Source organism: Gordonia sp. JH63, assembly GCF_009856645.1.
Lineage (GTDB): Bacteria > Actinomycetota > Actinomycetes > Mycobacteriales > Mycobacteriaceae > Gordonia > Gordonia hongkongensis.
The window spans coordinates 658,008-676,615 of the sequence record NZ_CP047235.1; the positions used below are offsets into that span (position 1 = coordinate 658,008).

Annotated in this window: 15 protein-coding genes and 1 riboswitch; of the genes, 10 read left to right on the plus strand and 5 right to left on the minus strand. The window is 67.4% G+C overall.

Annotated elements, in window-relative coordinates; all coding sequences use genetic code 11:
- Positions 1–146: 146 nt before the first annotated feature.
- Positions 147–536 carry an SHOCT domain-containing protein gene (locus tag GR168_RS02980; RefSeq protein ID WP_065630488.1) on the plus strand — a complete coding sequence of 130 codons (390 nt, stop codon included), beginning with the start codon at positions 147–149 and terminating at the stop codon, positions 534–536.
- Between the two features lie 88 nt (positions 537–624).
- Here GR168_RS02980 and thiD read toward each other — a convergent pair whose 3' ends face one another.
- Complete coding sequence (gene thiD, locus GR168_RS02985) at positions 625–1,545, minus strand: bifunctional hydroxymethylpyrimidine kinase/phosphomethylpyrimidine kinase (protein ID WP_159369971.1); 921 nt, start codon at positions 1,543–1,545, stop codon at positions 625–627.
- Positions 1,545–3,233, minus strand: coding sequence for a phosphomethylpyrimidine synthase ThiC (gene thiC / locus GR168_RS02990; protein ID WP_238995007.1), 1,689 nt, complete (start codon positions 3,231–3,233; stop codon positions 1,545–1,547). Before thiC ends, thiD begins: the two co-directional genes overlap by 1 nt.
- Positions 3,234–3,240: 7 nt before the next feature.
- Positions 3,241–3,330, minus strand: a riboswitch (TPP riboswitch).
- A 219-nt stretch (positions 3,331–3,549) separates the two neighbouring features.
- Between thiC and GR168_RS02995 the strand changes: the two genes are divergently transcribed.
- On the plus strand, positions 3,550–3,897 hold the full coding sequence (locus GR168_RS02995; protein ID WP_159369972.1) for a GNAT family N-acetyltransferase: 348 nt from the start codon (positions 3,550–3,552) through the stop codon (positions 3,895–3,897).
- A gap of 165 nt (positions 3,898–4,062) precedes the next feature.
- Here the strand turns inward: GR168_RS02995 and GR168_RS03000 are convergent, their stop codons facing one another.
- Entirely contained in the window at positions 4,063–5,733 is a 1,671-nt protein-coding gene (locus tag GR168_RS03000) for an AMP-binding protein (RefSeq protein ID WP_159369973.1), read from the minus strand.
- A 157-nt stretch (positions 5,734–5,890) separates the two neighbouring features.
- Between GR168_RS03000 and GR168_RS03005 the strand changes: the two genes are divergently transcribed.
- The 8 genes from GR168_RS03005 to GR168_RS03040 all read left to right on the plus strand — a co-directional run bounded on the left by GR168_RS03005 (position 5,891) and on the right by GR168_RS03040 (position 15,330).
- Positions 5,891–7,231, plus strand: coding sequence for a salicylate synthase (locus tag GR168_RS03005; RefSeq protein ID WP_159369974.1), 1,341 nt, complete (start codon positions 5,891–5,893; stop codon positions 7,229–7,231).
- A 46-nt stretch (positions 7,232–7,277) separates the two neighbouring features.
- Positions 7,278–7,526, plus strand: coding sequence for an acyl carrier protein (locus GR168_RS03010; RefSeq protein WP_058251371.1), 249 nt, complete (start codon positions 7,278–7,280; stop codon positions 7,524–7,526).
- A gap of 17 nt (positions 7,527–7,543) precedes the next feature.
- On the plus strand, positions 7,544–8,725 hold the full coding sequence (locus GR168_RS03015; RefSeq protein ID WP_159369975.1) for an acyl-CoA dehydrogenase family protein: 1,182 nt from the start codon (positions 7,544–7,546) through the stop codon (positions 8,723–8,725).
- A gap of 41 nt (positions 8,726–8,766) precedes the next feature.
- The gene (locus GR168_RS03020) at positions 8,767–10,074 is read left to right on the plus strand and encodes a wax ester/triacylglycerol synthase domain-containing protein (protein ID WP_159369976.1); all 1,308 of its coding nucleotides are present in this window, start codon (positions 8,767–8,769) and stop codon (positions 10,072–10,074) included.
- Positions 10,075–10,181: 107 nt separating this feature from the next.
- Positions 10,182–11,033 (plus strand): hypothetical protein, encoded by an 852-nt coding sequence (locus tag GR168_RS03025; protein WP_159369977.1) that lies wholly within the window; start codon positions 10,182–10,184, stop codon positions 11,031–11,033.
- A 63-nt stretch (positions 11,034–11,096) separates the two neighbouring features.
- The gene (locus GR168_RS03030) at positions 11,097–12,071 is read left to right on the plus strand and encodes an ABC transporter substrate-binding protein (RefSeq protein ID WP_159369978.1); all 975 of its coding nucleotides are present in this window, start codon (positions 11,097–11,099) and stop codon (positions 12,069–12,071) included.
- Positions 12,072–12,290: 219 nt separating this feature from the next.
- Positions 12,291–13,667, plus strand: coding sequence for an IS1380 family transposase (locus GR168_RS03035; RefSeq protein WP_275892326.1), 1,377 nt, complete (start codon positions 12,291–12,293; stop codon positions 13,665–13,667).
- A 445-nt stretch (positions 13,668–14,112) separates the two neighbouring features.
- Positions 14,113–15,330, plus strand: coding sequence for an IS110 family transposase (locus GR168_RS03040; protein ID WP_159369979.1), 1,218 nt, complete (start codon positions 14,113–14,115; stop codon positions 15,328–15,330).
- A gap of 375 nt (positions 15,331–15,705) precedes the next feature.
- Here the strand turns inward: GR168_RS03040 and GR168_RS03045 are convergent, their stop codons facing one another.
- Positions 15,706–17,040 (minus strand): SidA/IucD/PvdA family monooxygenase, encoded by a 1,335-nt coding sequence (locus tag GR168_RS03045; protein ID WP_159369980.1) that lies wholly within the window; start codon positions 17,038–17,040, stop codon positions 15,706–15,708.
- The gene (locus GR168_RS03050; RefSeq protein WP_159369981.1) at positions 17,037–18,581 is read right to left on the minus strand and encodes a pyridoxal-dependent decarboxylase; all 1,545 of its coding nucleotides are present in this window, start codon (positions 18,579–18,581) and stop codon (positions 17,037–17,039) included. Before GR168_RS03050 ends, GR168_RS03045 begins: the two co-directional genes overlap by 4 nt.
- Between the last annotated feature and the right edge of the window lie 27 nt (positions 18,582–18,608).

The following is an 18,608-nucleotide window of genomic DNA, read 5'->3' on the forward strand; positions in this document are numbered from 1 at the left end:
GCGCCCGCAATGGTCTTTTCACACGATTTCACGAACATCTTTCCAGTTCGTCACGGTGTCGAGGTCGGTGCTGTGTAATGCTTCATAACGGTTCATGTGCTCGGCTCTGAACTCGCCGATTTCTTCTAGACAAGGGAGACACTCCGATGTGGGATTCATTCTGGGACTTCATCTGGTACACGATCGTCATCTTCGCGTTCGTGGCCTACCTGATCGTCCTGTGGCACATCATCAGCGACCTGTTCCGGGACAAGGCCGCGTCGGGCTGGCAGAAGGCGGCCTGGATTGTCTTCTTGATCTTCCTCCCGTACCTCACCGCCATCGTGTACCTGCTCGCCAAGGGCAAGGGGATGGCCGAGCGTCAGCGTGAGGCCTACAGCGAGGCCAAGCAGGCGTCCGACGAGTACATCCGGTCCGTCGCAGGCACCTCGCCGACCCAGCAGATCGCCGACGCGAAGAACCTGCTCGACTCGGGCGCGATCACACCCCAGGAGTTCGAGCACTTGAAGAGCAAGGCCCTCAGCGGAACCGCCTGACGGTCCCTCGACACAGACAACGCTCCCCGATGGCGCCGGTCGCCGTCGGGGAGCGTTGTCTATTCTCCGGTTCGGGACCGGCGTCGCGTCAGTCCGCCGACCCGGCGCCCACACGCCACAGCGGATTGACCGGACCGTGGCCGGCGCCCAGTGGATACGCAGCGGCCAGGCAGCGGGTCACCCAGTCCTTGCCGAAGCCGACCGCCGCGGGAACGTCGTGCCCGTGGGCCAGCGCGCATGCGATCGCGGCGGCGAGGGTGTCGCCGGCGCCGTGGTCATGCGGGGTGTCGATGCGTTCGTGGCTGAGCTCGATGAACTGGTCGCCGTCGTAGAGCAGATCGGGGGAGTGGTCCGAGCTTCGCAGGTGCCCGCCTTTCACCAGCGCCCAGCGCGGCCCGAGATCGAGCAGCGCCCTGGCCGCGTCGCGTTGCGACGCGGTATCGGTGACCTCGATCCCGGTGATCAGGCGAACCTCGTCCAGGTTCGGGGTCACCACCGTCGCGAGGGGAAACAGGCTGTGCCGCAGGGTGTCGAGTGCCGAGTCGGCGAGCAGCTGGTTGCCGTGCATCGACGCGCACACCGGATCGACCACCAGCGGAACGGATGTGTCCCGGCCGATACCGCTCGTGCGGCACTGCTCGACGATGGCCTCGATGATGGGCGCCGACGCGAGCATCCCGGTCTTCGCCGCGGCCACACCGATGTCACCGGACACGGAGTCGATCTGCGCCGCCACGGTCTGCGGTGAGATCTCCTCGAACCCGCTCACGCCCACCGAGTTCTGGACCGTCACCGCGGTCACCGCGACACACCCGTGCACCCCGAGCAGGGCGAAGGTGCGCATGTCTGCCTGTATTCCCGCGCCCCCGCCGGAGTCCGAACCAGCGATGGTCAGGACCCGTACCGGGGCCGTTCCGGGCGGTGACAGCGGGAGTCCCGTGTAGGCCTGTTCGTCGACCGTGCGCTGATTCGCGTCGACTGTGCGTCGTCGCGCGTCGTCTGTGCGCATCAGGCGCCGCCGGTCGTCTGGAGCGGGAGGTACACGCGGTTACCGGCCTCGGCGAACTCGGCCGACTTCGCGGCCATGCCCTCGGCGATAGTCCGGTCGATGTCGTCCGCGGTGACGAGACCGTGCTCCTCGGCGTAGGCGCGGACGTCCGCCGAGATCCGCATCGAGCAGAACTTGGGTCCGCACATCGAGCAGAAGTGGGCGGTCTTCGCGGGCTCGGCGGGTAGCGTCTCGTCGTGGTATGCGCGCGCGGTGTCGGGGTCGAGGGCGAGATTGAACTGGTCGGTCCAGCGGAACTCGAAGCGCGCCTTGCTCAGTGCGTCGTCGCGTTCCTGTGCCCGCGGGTGGCCTTTGGCCAGGTCGGCCGAGTGCGCCGCGATCTTGTACGTGATCACGCCGACCTTGACGTCGTCGCGGTCCGGAAGTCCTAGATGCTCTTTCGGAGTCACGTAGCACAGCATCGCGGTGCCGGCCTGAGCGATCATCGCCGCGCCGATGGCCGAGGTGATGTGGTCGTAGGCCGGCGCGATGTCGGTGGCGAGCGGACCCAGGGTGTAGAAGGGGGCCTCCTCGCACAGCTCCTCCTCCAGGCGCACGTTCTCGGCGATCTTGTGCATCGGGACGTGCCCGGGGCCTTCGATCATGACCTGCACACCATGCGATTTGGCGATCGCGGTCAGCTCGCCGAGAGTGCGGAGTTCGGCGAACTGGGCCTCGTCGTTCGCGTCGGCGATCGATCCGGGGCGCAAGCCGTCGCCGAGGGAGAACGTGATGTCGTAGCGGCGGAAGATCTCGCACAACTCGTCGAAGTGCGTGTACAGGAACGACTCCCGGTGGTGCGCGAGACACCAGGCCGCCATGATCGAACCGCCGCGCGAGACGATGCCCGTCACCCGCTTCGCGGTCAGCGGAACGTAGCGCAGCAGGACACCGGCATGGACGGTCATATAATCGACGCCCTGCTCCGCCTGCTCGATGACTGTGTCGCGATACAGTTCCCAGGTCAGCGAGGCGGGATCGCCGTTGACCTTCTCCAGCGCCTGGTAGATCGGAACCGTCCCCACGGGGACCGGCGAGTTACGCATGATCCACTCGCGGGTGGTGTGGATGTCGGCGCCGGTCGAGAGATCCATGATCGTGTCGGCGCCCCAGCGGGTGGCCCACACCATCTTCTCGACCTCGTCGGAGATCGAGCTGCGCACCGCCGAATTACCGATGTTCGCATTGACTTTCACCGCGAAGTTCTTGCCTATGATCATCGGTTCGGACTCGGGGTGGCGGTGGTTGGCCGGGATGACCGCGCGGCCGATGGCGACCTCCGACCGGACCCGTTCGGCGTCGACGCCCTCCCGGGCGGCGATGAACCGCATCTCGTCGGTGATGATGCCGGCACGCGCCCAGGCCAGCTGGGTGCTCGCGCCGTCGATCGGGTCGGGCCGATGCCAGCTGTCGCGGGTGGGGGTGAGGCCCTTCTCGACGTCGATGTGCGCCGCCGTATCGGTGTAGGGGCCGGAGGTGTCGTAGACGTCGAGGTGTTCGCCGTTGGTGAGCTGGATTCGACGCTGCGGCACACGCAGGTCGTCGACGGCGAGGTAGTGCTTGGCGCTGCCCTCGATCGGGCCGAGGGTCAGGAACCCGGAATCGGCGGGTGCGCTGCTGTTGCGGGTGGTGGATACACGTGTGCCCATGGCTGGTCTCCCTACGCCGGCATTACCCGGACAGGTTCGAGCGGTCGGCGACCGCCCGTCGCCATCTCAGCCCTCGGTCATCGTGAGAGCCCCCGCGGTGTGTAGTTGTCGTGCGTCCGCCACCCTACATCGCATCGTCCGGTCGGGTCGTGCGGGTGGGGAAGACCGTATCGATTTGCGACGATCACACGATCGGGGTCGGCAGTTACGGTTCCGTAAGGTACCGTGTGACCCGGATCACAGGGGTGGCGCTGTCGCGTGTGGCAGGTACGCGCCGGTGATCCGATGTCCGCGATCACGAGGTGAGGAGGGTCGGGTGCTACGCAAGCATCGTCAGCGACCACCACAGTCGGCAAAGTCCATCCTGCAACAGATCTCGCAGGTGGTACACAATCCCGACCGCGACCGATTCGAACTCTGGGTCGCCGGCGACCTGGTCGGCGTGCTCGGTTATTCGACCGAGTCGGCGGACGGTCAGACCACCATCACCGTGCTGCACACCGTGCTCTACGACGAATACAGCGGACACGGACTCGCCACGCGACTCACCCGTAGCGCCGTGCAATACACCCGCGAACAGGGTGCCCGCCTCCGGCCGGTGTGCACGTTCACCAAGCGCTACCTCGACAGCCATCCCGGGATCGTGCCGCTCGCGCCGGTGTGATCCGAAGGTAAGCCTCGGCGGCTCCAGAACATTCCTCGCCGGACCCTTCGAGGCTCGTCGCTATCGCTCCTCGCACCTCAGGGAGCAGGGGTTATGCGCTTCTTTCGGATTAGAGGGAGCGGTGGTCGCGCTCGCGCCGGTGTGAGGAACGGGCTCCGACTCGGCTCAGCCCGCCGACGGCTCCGACAGCAATGTCTCGCGGAGCACCTTTTTGTCGATCTTGCCTACTGCGGTGACCGGCAGTGTCTGCACGACGCGGACCACGTCGGGCAGTTTGAAGGACGCGAGACCGCGTTCGGCGAGGAACGTACGGATCGTCGCCAGCTCGAGCGGTCGGGCCGGGGGGTGTTCGTGCGAGAGCACGACTGCCGCACAGATCTTCTCACCGAGCGCATCGTCGGGCAGCCCGACCACCGCGACCTGCCGGACCGAATCGTGGGCGAGGAGGTTCTCCTCGACGTCGTCGGCGGCGACGTTCTCCCCGGCGCGCACGATGGTGTCCTTGATGCGGCCGGTCACGGCCAGGTGCCCCGACGGCAGCCGGGTGACCTTGTCCCCGGACCGGTAAAACCCGTCCGGTGTGAAGGACTTCTCGTTGTGGGCAGCGGCGCGGTAGTAACCGCGGATCGTGTACGGGCCGCGTACCAGCAATTCACCTTCTGTGCCGTCGGGGACGTCGGCGCCGTCCTCGTCGACCACCCGCACCTCGTCGAGCTCCGACATCGGCGCCCCCTGCACCTGCTGGACCAGGTCGCGTGGGTCGTCGGTCCGGGTGTAGCAGATCAGCCCCTCGGCCATGCCGAAGACCTGCTGGACGACGGGGCCGAGGGCCGCGTCGAGGGCGACGGCGTCGGACTGGGCCAGTTTGGCGCCGCCCACCTGCAGCAGGCGCAGGGAGCTGATGTCCGCCGGCTCCCACTCGGTCGCCGCGCACCAGAGTTGCGCGAGCGCGGGGACGAGCGCGGTCACCGTGACGCGGTGCCGCTCGATGAGGTCGAAAGTGTTGTCCGGGCTGGGGTTGTCGGCGAAGACGACGTGGCCGCCCGCACCGAAGACGCCCAGTATTCCCGGGCAGCACAGCGGAAAGTTGTGCGCGGCCGGCAGGGCGACGAGGTAGGTGTCGTCGGCGGTGAGGCCGGCGACGTCCGCGGACAGCCGGGCGTTGAGGTCGTAGTCGTCGTGCGTGCGCGCGATGAGTTTCGGCAGTCCGGTGGTGCCCCCCGACACGAGGAACAGGGCGGGTAGCCCGGCGTCGGGGGCAGCCGGGAGCTCGACCGAGGCGGGATCGGCGTCGGGGAGCGGTGTGAATCGACCCGGTTCGCCGGAGATGAAGACCTGCGCGACGTCGGGCACCCGTGACTGCAGCTCGGTCGCGAGCTCGCGGTAGTCGAACCCCCGGCGGCCGTCCTCACCGATGTAGGCGACCGCGCCGGCACCGGCTGCGAGATGGGCGATCTCGGTGATCCGGTGCGCGGGCAGCGTCATCACCGGAACGACACCCGCGCGTAGGAGGCCGTACAGGGTGACCGCGAAGTCGAGGGAGTTGTTCAGCTGCAACACGACCCGTTGCGTCGGCCGCAGTCCGGCCGCGACGAAACCGGCGGCACGACGGAGGGTGGCGTCGCGGAACTCGGTATAGGTGAGCGTGCGCGGCCCGTCGGTGGAGGCGTCGGTCAGCGCAGGGGAGTCGGGAGTTCGCTCGGCGGCCAGATCGAGGCCGGCGAACAACGGGCGGTCGAGGAAGACGCCGGCGTCGCGGTACTTCTGTGCCTGTGCGTCGGTGTGGGGAGCGAAACCGTCGAGCAGATCGGTCGCGGCGTCGAGATGCGTCGGCATGAGTTCATTGAAACACAGGCAGGATAGGGTAACCTTACCGGTCGATGCAGGGCGGGAGGCCGGTTGTCGACCCGCGGGGGATTGTTTGATTAGGCTGCCCTAAGATTCCCTATGATCATCGGTGCTCGAGTGCATCACGACCGGAGGAACGAAGGACATGTCGCTGACAACCGAATCGCACGCCGCGCAGTTCGTCGACCTGCTCGCGCCGGCCTCGCCGCTGAGCGAGTTCGATGCCGCGCGGATCACGGCGGCCTGGGCCCGCTCCGGCGAATTCGGCGACCATGTCGTCTACGAGCGTGACCGGCGCTGGACCTTCGCAGCCGGTGTCCGCGCCCGCGTGGTGATCACACGCAGCGAGGTCATCGTCGACGATCAGGGCGACCGCACGACGACGCCCTGGCACGGCGACCCCGCCGACGCGCTCGCCGCCGCGACCGCGTCGCTGTCGATTCCCGACTGGCGCGTCTACGGCTGGGTCGGTTTCGACTTCTGCGCGCCCTATCACGGCATCCTCGAGCGCGTTCCCGAGGACACGGTGCTGGCGCACCTCATCGTTCCCGAGTTCGAGGCGACCGTCGATGCTGACGGGGTCGACACCGCGTCGCTCGACCCCGAGCGTGCCGGTCGTCTCCTCGAGATCGCTTCGCGAGCAACCGTTTCCGTCGAGTCGCGGCCGGTGGATGTGCAGTCCGACCCGGACGACTACCGCGGCCGTGTGGCCACGGCTGTCGCCGAGATCGAAGCCGGCCGGTACCAGAAGGTGATCCTCTCGCGTGCCGTCGACATCCCGTTCGAGGTCGACATCCCCGCCACCTACGCCCGCGGCCGCGCCGACAACAACCCCGCCCGGAGCTACCTGCTCTCGCTCGGTGACCTGCAGGCGGCCGGGTTCAGTCCCGAACTCGTGGTCGCGGTGCACGACGACCGGACCGTGGTCACCGAACCACTGGCCGGCACAAGGGCTTTCGGAATCTCGGAAGAGCAGGACGCGGCGGCCCGCGCCGACCTGCTCTCGGATGCCAAGGAGATCGCCGAGCACGCCATGTCGGTACGTGCGTGCTTCGACGAGATCTCCTCGATCGCCACTGCGGACACCACGGCCGTGAGCGAGTTCATGGAGGTTCGTGAGCGCGGGAGCGTCCAGCATCTGGCCTCGACCGTGCGCGGGACCCTCGCCGATCACGAAACGCCGTGGCGTGCACTCGAGGTGGTGTTCCCGTCGATCACCGCGTCGGGCATCCCCAAGACCCCGGCCGTGGAGGCGATCGACCGTCTCGAGCCCCGACGCCGCGGCCTGTACTCCGGCGCGATCCTCACCGCCTCGTCGACGGGCGAGCTCGAGGCGACCCTTGCCCTGCGCACCATCTTCTCGTCCGGGCAAGGCGCATGGCTGCGTGCCGGTGCCGGGATCGTCGCCCAGTCCACGCCGGAGCGCGAATTCACCGAGACCTGCGAGAAGCTGGCCAGCGTCGCCCCGTACGTGGTCCCGCGCTGACCGACCGATACTTTCGACCAAACATCACCACCCCAGGAGCCACCACATGTCCGACCACATCACCGAAGCCCTGCGCGGCATCCTCGAAGAGGACCTCGACCTCGCGCTCGGCGACATCAGCCGCGACTCGAAGCTGATCGACGACCTCGGGCTGGACTCGGTGGCGTTCGCCATCGGCGTGGTGGCGATCGAAGAGCGTCTCGGCGTGAAGCTGTCGGAACGGGAGCTCTTCGAGTCCAAGACCGTCGGCGACCTCGAGGACCTCATCCGGTCGAAGGCCGGCACCCCGGCCTGAGAGGACCCGGACCCGACATGACTGTGGAGACCCCAGTGCAGACGTACGCCGAACTGCTCGACGCCGCGTTCGACGAGCAGGTGACGGCCTGGACGGCGCAGGCCGAGCGGGATCACCGATTCCCGCGGCCCCTGCTCGAACACCTCGGTGCCGAGGGCGTCTTCGTCCGCAAGTGGGAGGACCGCAAGGTCACCGACCTCCACGACCATTTCGCCCTCGGCGCACATCTCGGCGCGCTGGGTTCCGCGGCCATCGGAGTGGGTGTGAGCCTGCACGATTCGGCCATCGCCATCCTCCGCCGCTTCGGCCGCAACGACTACCTCAGAGACCTGGCCCGGCGGGCCCTGACCGCCGAGACGGTGCTGTGTATCGGGGCCTCCGAGGAGCAGGGCGGGTCGGATCTGCAGAACTCCGAGACCCGGATCCTGCCGGAGAACGGCGGGTTCCGCGTCGTCGGGCACAAGAAGTTCGTGTCTCTCTCGCCGATCGCGGACCACGTGTTCGTGGTCTGCCGGGGCGTCGACGACGGTCCTGACGTGGGCGGCAACGTGGGGTTGGCCGCCGTCCCGATCGAGTCGGTGACGGTGGGGAAGCCGTATGCGAAACTCGGCGCCGGGCCCCTCGACACCGCGCCGGTGACCATCGACGCCTGGATTCCCGACGAGGCGCTGATCGCCCGGCCGGGGACGGGCCTGGCGATCATCAGCTGGGGACTGGCGCACGAGCGGTACTCGGTGGCCGCCCAGATCGCCGCCGCGTGCGACGTGATGATCGGCGTGACACTCGCCCGGATGGTGGAGCGCACCCAATTCGGCAAGAAGCTCTACGACCATCAGGCGCTCCGGCTGCGCGTCGCCGATCTGCAGGCCAGGGTCGACGTCCTGCGCTACTTGCTGGCCGGAGTCGCCGCGGAGGGCAAGATCAACCTGCGCACCGCCGCGGCACTGAAGGCCACCGCCGCCAACCTCGGGGAAGAGGTCGCGTCGGAGTGCCTGCACATCTTCGGCGGGATCGGTTACCTCGAGGCCGGATTCCCGATCGGTCGCTGGTGGCGGGACATGAAACTGGCCCGCGTCGGCGGCGGCACCGACGAGGTGCTGTGGGAACTGGTCGCGGCGGCGATGAAACCCGACACCGAGCGGTACCAGGCCATGTTCGTCGACTCCGAACTCCACGGCACCGGTTCACCGGTGTCCTGAAGCGCTCGAGCCATCGTCCCTCTCACCCAGGCGGTCATCCCATGAACAGCCCAGCCAGCCAGGCGCCGGCCGACGCGCGTGTCACCGAACTCGCGCCGCCCGACCACACCTACCTGCACATGGACAAAAACAGTGCGCCCATGCACTGGTCGATGATCCTGCAGCTCGAGAGCGACGGGGCGTTGCTCGGCCTCGACGAGGTGCGGACGCGTGTCCGGGAGCGGGCCGGGCTGTTCGAGATCTTCCGGCTGGGCATCCGCAACGGCCGCTGGCGCAAGCCCGAGGTGGTGCTCGCCGACGACAGCTGGGATGCCGGCGAACACGTGACCGAGTTCGGGTTCACCGACCGCGCCCATCTTCAGCGCCGGGTGACGAAACTGCTCGAGTCGCCGCTGCCGCGTCCGCGCCCGTTCTGGGACATCACCCTGTTCACGCCGTCGGCGGGTGCCGAAGGCGTCGGACAGTGGGTCCTGCTCCGGGTGCACCACAGCATCTCCGACGGCATCGCGGGGGCGGCCTTCGCCGCTCTCCTCGCCGACGGGGAGCCCGACGATCTCGCGGAGTTCGAGCGATTCGCCACCAGTCCCCGCTTCCGGATCAGCGGCATCGATCCCGAGGAACTCAAAGAGGCGAAGGCCGCCTATGGCGACCAGCACGCGGCGGGCGGTGGCAAGAAACGAGCCTGGCCCGCGCTGACGAAGTCGGGCGAGCGCGAGTACGCCCTGTTCTCCGCGTCGACCCGGACGCTGCGCAAGGCGGCCAAGGGCAATGGCGCGACCGTTCACGAGTTCCTCCTCGCGGCCATCGGCCGGGCGATCAGCCTCAACCCGCCCGCGTCCCCACAGGCCGACGTCGTCCGCGTGACACTGCCGGTGACCCTCGACGACGAGTTCCGGCACACCGGCAACGCGGTGTCCGTGGCGCTCCTCAACCTGCTCGGCAACGAGCCCGATCTGTCACGTCAGATCGGCCGTGCGCAAAGCGAACTCGAGACGATCGCAACGCGCAAGCCGGAGCTGTACCTGGCCGCCGCCGACGATCTGCCGCGCGCCCCGCTGTGGGGTCTGCAGCGCGCGATCGTGAACGCGTCGATGTCCCACATGCACCCCGACATCCACATCGGCATCAACCCCGGCTTCTCGCGGGTCCGGTCGGTGCTGGGGCGTTCGATCGTCACCCTGACACCCTTGTCGCCGCTCGCGGGCTACTCGCTGTCGGTGACGACCCTGATCCTCGGACACACCACCACGTTCGGCGTCGTCACCGACGCGCAGGCGCTACCCGGATACGCCGAACGATTTGTGTCCGCGCTCGACGAAGTACTTCAGGAGGCCCTCCCGTCGACCTGACGGGGGTGCGAGCTTAGGCTTGCCTTGTAATCCGGGGTCCGAGGGCTGCAATATACAGGTGGCCGTCGGATCGGCGGGGGCGAAGACATACACGGAGAAAGAACAACATGAGCAACGACGTCAACTACCAGGACCCGGCCGGGGCCGATTACTACTCGGGGGTCGATCACCGCGAGTCGGACACCGGTTCGTCTCGCCGATCGGGCGGGGTCAGCGTCCCGACCGTCCTGGCGTCGGCAGGCATCGCTGCCATCATCTCCGCGATCGTCGTGACGATCGGCGTGGTGGGCATCGTGGTGAGCGAGCGCAACGACTCCGCCACCGCCGCACAGCCGACCGTCGTCAACCTCGGTGCCGCGCAGACCGCGCTGCCCCAGCAGGGCATTGCCGGCCAGCAGCCCGTCCCGGGTCAGCCCGCATCCGCCGGCGCACCGGCCGGAGCGCCGGCAGCGGCCCCGACGGAAAACGTGCCCGAAGGCGGCGGAGCGATCGGTGGACCGGTCGGTCCTCCCGGTGAAGGAGCCGCGCCGGCTCCGGGTGCGGCCCCCGCACCTGCTCCAGCGCCGGGCACCACGGCCGCCCCGCAGCAGAGCGTTGCCGCCGGCCCGACCGCGCTGACGCCCGGACAGCTCAACACCAAGGTCCGCATCGTCATGAACTCCGATGGCAGCCGCGCCGCACGCGCCGCCGAACTCGAGGGCGGTGAGCGCGCGCTCCGTCAGATCGACCTCGTCGCCCGCGCGATCACGACCTACGGCAACGTCGGGCTCAGCTACCAGATGGTCGGGCCCGTCCAGGTCAGCGGCAACACGCTGACCGCTCCGCTGCAGATCAGCGTGGTCGGCCGCGGTAGCCAGAATCGCTCGATGACGTTCGTGTGGAGCGGCAACAAGTGGAAGCTCTCCAACCGAAGCGTCTGCACCATCGCGGGATTCGTCCTGCTGCCCTGCTCGCTCTGACCGCGCGGGGTGACACGGTCCGGTCCGCCGGACGACACCGACAACCCATTGGGGGATCTTCACGTGATTTCACGACCACGCCTGGGTGCACTCGCCGCGAGTGCACTCCTGTTCGCGGGCCTGCTGGCCGGTTGCTCGAGCTCGGATGACGAATCCGCCGGTGGCACCGTCCAACTCAACCTTCCGGACGGCCGGTCGGTGACGATCCCCGACACCCCGGAGCGGATCGTGACCCTGGGAGACCAATGGACCGACGTCGTTCTGTCCTTCGGTGAGACGCCGGTCGGGTACTACGACTACTCGAAGTCGGCGACCGGCGAGATGCAGCCGTGGTACGGCGAGAAGCTGGCCGACGCGACGTTCGTCGATCCCACCAAGGGCGACGACGCGACGACCATCGCCAAGCTGAACCCGGACCTGATCTTCGCACCCGGCTTCGCCTCGGACAGTCCGGAGTTCCAGCAGATCTCGAAGCTGGCCCCGACGGTCAACGCCATCAGCGACCAGGAGATCGATCCCTGGCAGGACATGGTCACGGTGATGGGCACCGTGCTGCACGACCCGGAGAAGGCGAAGTCGATCATCGACGACACCAACGCGAAGATCGCGGCGGTGGCGCAGGAGTACCCGGATCTGAAGGGTAAGACCTACGCCTTCGCGTTCATGTACGGCAACGACCAGCTGTCGGTGCTCGGTGACGAGAACGACGGCGCCGGAGAGCTGTTCACCTCGCTCGGGATGAAGATGGCTCCCAAGCTGGTCGCCGAGTACCAGCGGACCGGCCAGCCGCGCTTCGGGCTGAGCACCGAGAACATCCCGATGCTCGACGCCGACGTGCTCGTCGTGGCCACGGCCACCCCCGAGCAGGCGGAGACCCTGAAGTCGCTGCCCGGGTACAAGAACCTGAAGGCGGTCAAGGACAACGCCGTCACGTTCATGACCCAGTCGCAGATCACGGGTCTCAACGCGCCGACGCCGAACTCGATCCCGTACGTCCTCGACCTGCTGAAGCCGTCGTTCGCCGCGGCATCCAACTGAGCTCGGTCTGGAACGAACTCGCCCTCCGCGGAATGCGGAGGGCGAGTTGGTTTTCGGGGGCACCGGACCCTAATCCTGGATATTTCACTGATGTTGCTGGTGTTCGGCGTGTGATACGCGAAAGTGCCTGTCTGCCTTGTGATTATTGATTCACCACAAACAAATAGTCACAAGAAGAAAGGCACCTCGCAGGTGAAGAATAACGTGTATCCCGAGTTGATGGTGGACCCTACGCGCACTGAGTCGGTGCTGACGACCTCGGGCGGGGTGTTGCTGACGAAAACCGTGCAGGTCTCGGGCCTGGGAGCCGAGCTGACCGCGGCGATGGCGCCGTGGCGGACCGCGGCGACGGTCCATGATCCGGCCAAGATCGTGCTGGATCTGGCGCTCACCTTGGCGACCGGTGGTGACTGTGTGGCCGATGTGGCCACAGTCCGGGCTCAGCCACAGTTGTACGGGCAGGTGGCCTCTGATCCGACGATTTCGCGGGTGATCAGCAGGCTGGCTACCGATGTCGAGGCGGTCAGTACCGCGATCAGCGCGGCTCGCGCCGCGGCGCGGGAGCGGGTGTGGGGCATTGCCCGCCCGTTGGAGGGCACTGCGGGCAGCATCGATGGCGGGCTGGTGATCGTTGATCTCGATGCCACGACCGTGACCGCCGGCTCGGCCAAAGAACAGGCCCAGAAAACGTATAAGCGGGTGTTCGGGCATTCCCCGATGTGTTCGTTCGTCGACCACGGCGCCTTCGGCACCGGGGAAACACTGAACCTGGACCTGCGGCGTGGAGGTGCCTCACCCAAAGGTGCGGACATGCACATCGCGGCCCTCGAGGCGGCGTTGGCCCAGCTGCCCGCCGCTGAACGCGCCCAGGTGCTCATACGTACCGATTCGGCCGGGTGTGCCAAAAAGTTCCTGGCCCACCTGGCCGAGCAACGCCTGCAGTACTCGGTCGGGTTCACCATCTCCGAACTGGTCAAAGACGCATTGGACGTGCTGCCTGAGGCCGCCTGGGTGACCGCGATCAACACCGACGACGCCGATCCACGAGCTGATGCCCAGGTCGCCGAGATCACCGACCACATGCCGCGCTCGGTCCGTGACACCGAAACCGCCTACGAGCCCTGGCCACCCGGGATGCGGCTGATCGCGCGCCGCGAATATCCCCACAACGGAGCCCAACACCTCATCACCGACATCGAGGGCCGCCGCTACACCGTGTTCGCCACCAACACCCGCGGCCGCGGCTGGACACTGCCGATCCTGGAACTGCGTCACCGTCAACGTGCCCGCGCCGAAGACCGTATCCGCTGCCTCAAAGACACCGGCATGGCCAACCTACCGTTCGACTCATTCGCCAAAAACCAACTGTGGCTCGATATCGTCGCCCTGGCCTCCGACCTCATTGCCTGGACTCAAACCCTCGGCTACCACCGCCACGACCCCATCCGCCGCTGGGAACCCAAACGCTTGCGCCACCGCCTGTTCACCGTCGGCGGCAAGATCATCACCCACGCCCGCACCACCACCCTGCGACTACCCACCGACTGGCCCTACAACCACCACATACGCCACGGCTGGCAACGCCTCACCGCCTAACCAGCCCCTCGGTCACCGCGCCCCGTCACCGCCGCCCACCCCACCTCAGAACCCGAACAACCAGCGAACCCAACGCTGGCGATCCACCCTGCCCACACACCAGCACCAACCATCAAAAGGCGACACCGACAACCGATCGGCGAAACCCTACCCACCCGTGAAAGATTCAGGCTAATGGGGGTGGATCGGCGTCCTGCAGGGGATGCTGGTTTGTGTGAGCCTTCCCGGCCGGTGACCACTCCGAGACCCTGAAACGGTGTCGGATTTCTACACGAAGACCGTGGCCCGGCCGGGTAAGGATCACCCGCTAGAACGCTTCTGGGATGTCGTGCCCCCTGAACCATGTGGGGTGAGCACTGATCCATTAGGCCGCGTCAAGGGTGATCACCCCAAGGTTCACACCGACGATCGATCGAGACGACCGAAGACGAGGTGAACGACCGACATGATCTGTGTGGGCAACGACTGGGCGTCGGATCATCACGACGTGTGCGTGATGGATGAACACGGCACCACCCTGGCCACCCGCCGACTACCCGAGAACGCGGCCGGCGTGACGGCGATGCATGACCTGCTCGCCCGGTTCGCCCACGACCCCTCTGAGGTGGTGGTGGGGATCGAAACCGATCACGGCATGTGGGTCGCCGCCCTGGTCGCCGCGGGCTATCAGGTGTATGCGATCAACCCGTTGTCGGTGTCGCGGTACCGCGACCGCCACCATGTCGGGGGCACCAAATCCGATAAGGCTGACGCGAAAACGCTGGCTGATCTGGTGCGGACCGACCGGCACAATCATCGATTGGTCGCCGCCGACACCGTCGAGGTCAAGGCGATCACGGTGATGGCCCGTACGCATCAGAATCTGGTGTGGGCGCGCTCAGCACAACAGAACGTGTTGCGCGCTCAACTGGGCGCCTACTATCCGGCCGCGGTCGATGCCTTCGGCGGCGACCTCGCCCACAAAGACTGCCTGGCGGTGTTGCGTCGCGCTCCCACCCCACGACAGGGAGCGGCACTGACGGTCGCGGCGATCCGATCAGCTCTGAAAAAGGGTGGCCGCCAACGCAATACCGATACCCGTGCCCGCGAGATCCAGCAGGCCCTGCGTGGGGGCGGTCATCTGAGCGCACCGGAGGCACTTACCGCAGCGTATGCGGCGACCGTGACCGTGACGGTGAACATGCTGACGACGCTCAACACCCAAATTGATCAACTGGAAACCAGTATGGCCCAGTCTTTTAGAGCGCATCCGGACGCCGAGATCTACCTGTCCATGCCCGGAGTCGGTGACATCACCGGCGCCCGGATGCTTGGCGAGTTCGGGGACGACCCCGAACGCTATGCCACCGCCAAGTCTCGCAGAAACTATGCCGGCACCTCACCACGGACCATCGCCTCAGGCAAAGGGCACGTCGTGCTGGCCCGCCATATCCGCAACACCCGCCTCAACGCCGCCGCCATGGCGATGGCGCAAAGCGCGCTGACCGGCAGTCCCGGCGCCCGCGTCTACTACGACAGCCTGCGAGATCAGAAGAAGTCCCACCCCCAAGCCTTGCGTGCGCTCGCCAACCGGCTCATCGGCATCCTCCACGGCTGCCTCAAACACCGCACCCTCTACAACGAACACACCGCCTGGAACCACCGCGCCAACCTCGCCGCTTGACACCTTGCACCCCTGGGATGTCTTCGTGGCTCGTCGCTATCGCTCCTCGCACCTCAGTATCTGCGGCCTCGCGGCCGTCGTGGACTACGAAAGAACACTCTCAGCATCCACATCTCTGCTCCCTGAGGTGCGAGCGAAGCGAGCCACGAAGGGCTTCGCAACGTGTCTCACCAGGCCCTTCGTGGCTCGTCGCTTGCGCTCCTCGCACCTCAGGGAGCAGGGGGTGCCCGTCGCCGTGGGCTCCTCAGGGAGCGGGGGCCCACCGCTGGTTGAGCAGGCGACGAGCGCAGCGAGGAGCCGTGTCGAAGCCACTTGGCAACAACGACAACGGCCCGAGCCGCACGTGGCGAATCGGGCCGTGAGCCGGCTAGCGGGTTACGGCGCGACGATGTCGTCGTCGTCCGACGCGCCGAAGCTGGTGAACGCGGTGTGCTTGGGCAGGCGGTAGGCCTCGCGGCCCAGCACGGTGTTCAGGATGCGTGCGTTGCGGACCGCGCCGATGTCGAGGTTCGGGGCCGAGACGCCGTGCGCGTGCTCCTCGGCATTGGCGACGAAGATCCGGTTGGTCAGGGCGTCGTCGGTCTCGATCTCGTGGTTGGCGCCGATGACCAGGCGCCCGCGCGAATCCCGGTGCAGCGCAGACTCGATCGGGGCCAGGAAGTCCGCCCTGCGGGCCTGGTAGCCGGTACTGGCGATGACCATGTCGGTGGTGTGGGCCAGCTCGGAGCCGGTGTCGAGGTGACGGCCGCGGACCCGGAGCTTGCCGTCGGCGAGGGTGTCGATGCCCTCGACCTCGACCGAGATCCGCAGCTGCACCGGGTTGAGCTTGTCCTGCAACTGGCGCCGGTACAGCAGGTCGTGCAGGCGCTCCAGGGTGTCGGTGGAAATGCCCTTGTGGAACTGCCAGTGCTGCGGGCGAACCCGATCCCGCGCGGCCTCGGGAAGGCTGTGGAAGTAGTCCATGTAGGCCGGCGTGGTCATCTCCAGCGAGAGCTTCGTGAAGTCCAGGGGCGCGAACCACGGTGTGCGCGTCCACCATCGGACCGCGGGGCCGCCGCGTAGGTTCGCCTCCAGCAGATCGATGACGATCTCGGCACCCGACTGGCCGGAGCCGATGACGGTGACGGTTTCGGCGGCGAGCGCCTTCTCCTGTTTGAACAGGTAGTCGGAGCTGTGGACCACCGCGGGCGAATCCGACGAGAGTGCCTGCGGGACGAGCGGTTCGGTGCCGATGCCGACCACCACGTGTCGTGCGATCACCGTCGAGGAGCTCGCGCCGGTGTGCATGGTCACCCGGAACGCGTCGGCCTCGGCGTCCCAGGCCACCTCGTCGACGGTGGTGCCCCACCGGAGCGAGTCGAGCCGGGACACGCACCAAAGCAGGTAGGCCTCGTACTCGATGCGGGTCGGGAAGAAGTCCTCGCGCACCAGGAACCGGTACATGCGATCGATGTCGGCCATGTAGTTCAGGAACGACAGCGGATGGGTCGGGTCGACGAGCGTCACCAGGTCCGACAGGAAGCTCACCTGGAGGGTGGCGTCGTCGAACATCAGGCCCGGATGCCACCGGAACTCGTCTCGCGAGTCGACGACCAGGAGGTTCACGTCGTCGAGCGTCGAGGCGAGCGCGGCGAGGCCCAGATTGAATGGGCCGCAACCGATCGCGAGTACGTCTACGTTCTCGACAGTGGTCTTCTCTTCTGGGGTCATTCGGACACTCTCACCATTTCTTCACTGTGGACTTCCGCGCCGGGTGCGGCGGTGCCTTCCGACTCCACCTCGAGCGCGACGCGCAACAGTTCGTCGAACAGCTCGTCGATGTCGCTCTCCGAGGTCTCCGGGTTGAGGAGGGTCAGCTTCAGGCAGGTCTGGGGCTCTTCCTCACCGGGCACCCGGACCTGGGTGCGGCCGATGAGTGCCTTGCCGTCGGCGATCAACCGACGCCGCAGTTCGCCGTTGACCGCGTCGAGATCGGTGCACCGATACCGGAACACGACGGTGGTCAGCGTGACCGGTGCGATGAGCTCGAGCTGCAGTTCGGTGGCGATTCGCTGTTCGGCGTACACCGCGAGGTCGTTGCACTTGTCGAGCATGTCACCCAGAGTGCGGCGTCCGTAGGCGAGCAGGGTCGCCGCGACCTTGAGGACGTCGGGTCGTCGCGTCGTCTGCAGCGTCTGACCCAGGAGGCCGCTGTACCCGGCCTCCACGTCGTCGTCGGGGTTGAGGTAGGCCACCGAACGGTTCAGGGACACGAAGCGATCGGCGTCGGACAGCAGCATGAGGCTCGCGGCCGCCGGCTGCCAACCGACCTTGTGCAGGTCGAGGGTGACCGAGTCGGCGCGTTCGACGCCGGTGAGCAGACCGGCGAGGCGGTCGGAGAACAGCGAGCCGAATCCGTAGGCGGCGTCGACGTGCATCCAGATCTCGTGCCGCTCGGCGATGTCGGCGATCTCCCCGAGCGGGTCGACGGTACCGAAGTCGGTGGTGCCCGCGGTGGCGACGATCGCCAGCGGGGTCGCCGCGCCGGCCTCGCGGATGGCCGTCTCCAGCGCCTCCGGGATCATCCGGTGATGCGAGTCGACCTCGACCGGGATGACCGCGGTCTCGCCCAGCCCCAGTGCCGCACAGGCGCGGTGAACCGAGAAGTGCGCCACGCGCGAGCAGAAGACGACCGGGCGGTGCAACGCGCCGACGCCGTCGTGCCGCACGTCGATGCCCCGCCGGGCAGCGGTGTGGTCGCGAGCGATCATGAGCGCCAGCAGATTCGAGATCGATCCACCGGGACTGAAGACACCGCCGGCATGTTCGCCGAACCCGGCCATACGAGCCAGCGACTGTACGGTCCAGGTCTCGAGCGCCAGTGTGGCCGGGCCGGAATCGTAGGTGTCGAGTGAGGCATTGGTGGCCGAGGCCAGGGCGTCGGCGGCGACCGCGACCGACAGCGGAGCGGGTTGCAGATGCGCCGCGGCCATCGGATGGGTGAGGTCCAGTCCGAACTCGGCCACCAGGCGGGCGAGTCGGGTCAGCGCCTCGGACTCGCCGATCCCGTTCTCCGGAACTCCGTGCGGGCCGAGTAGTGCCGTCACCCCGCCGAGCACCGCGACGGGGTCACCGCTCGGCAGCGGGGCGCCGTGATGGTCGTCGCCGACCGCGGCCGCGACCTCGGCCAAGCCGCGCCCGACGTCGGCCCAGCCATCGCCGGGACGGGCGAATCGCGAGGCACCCCATACGGACTGGCGGTCTTCGGACACTGAGTTCCCCCCTGTTGACTCTGGTGC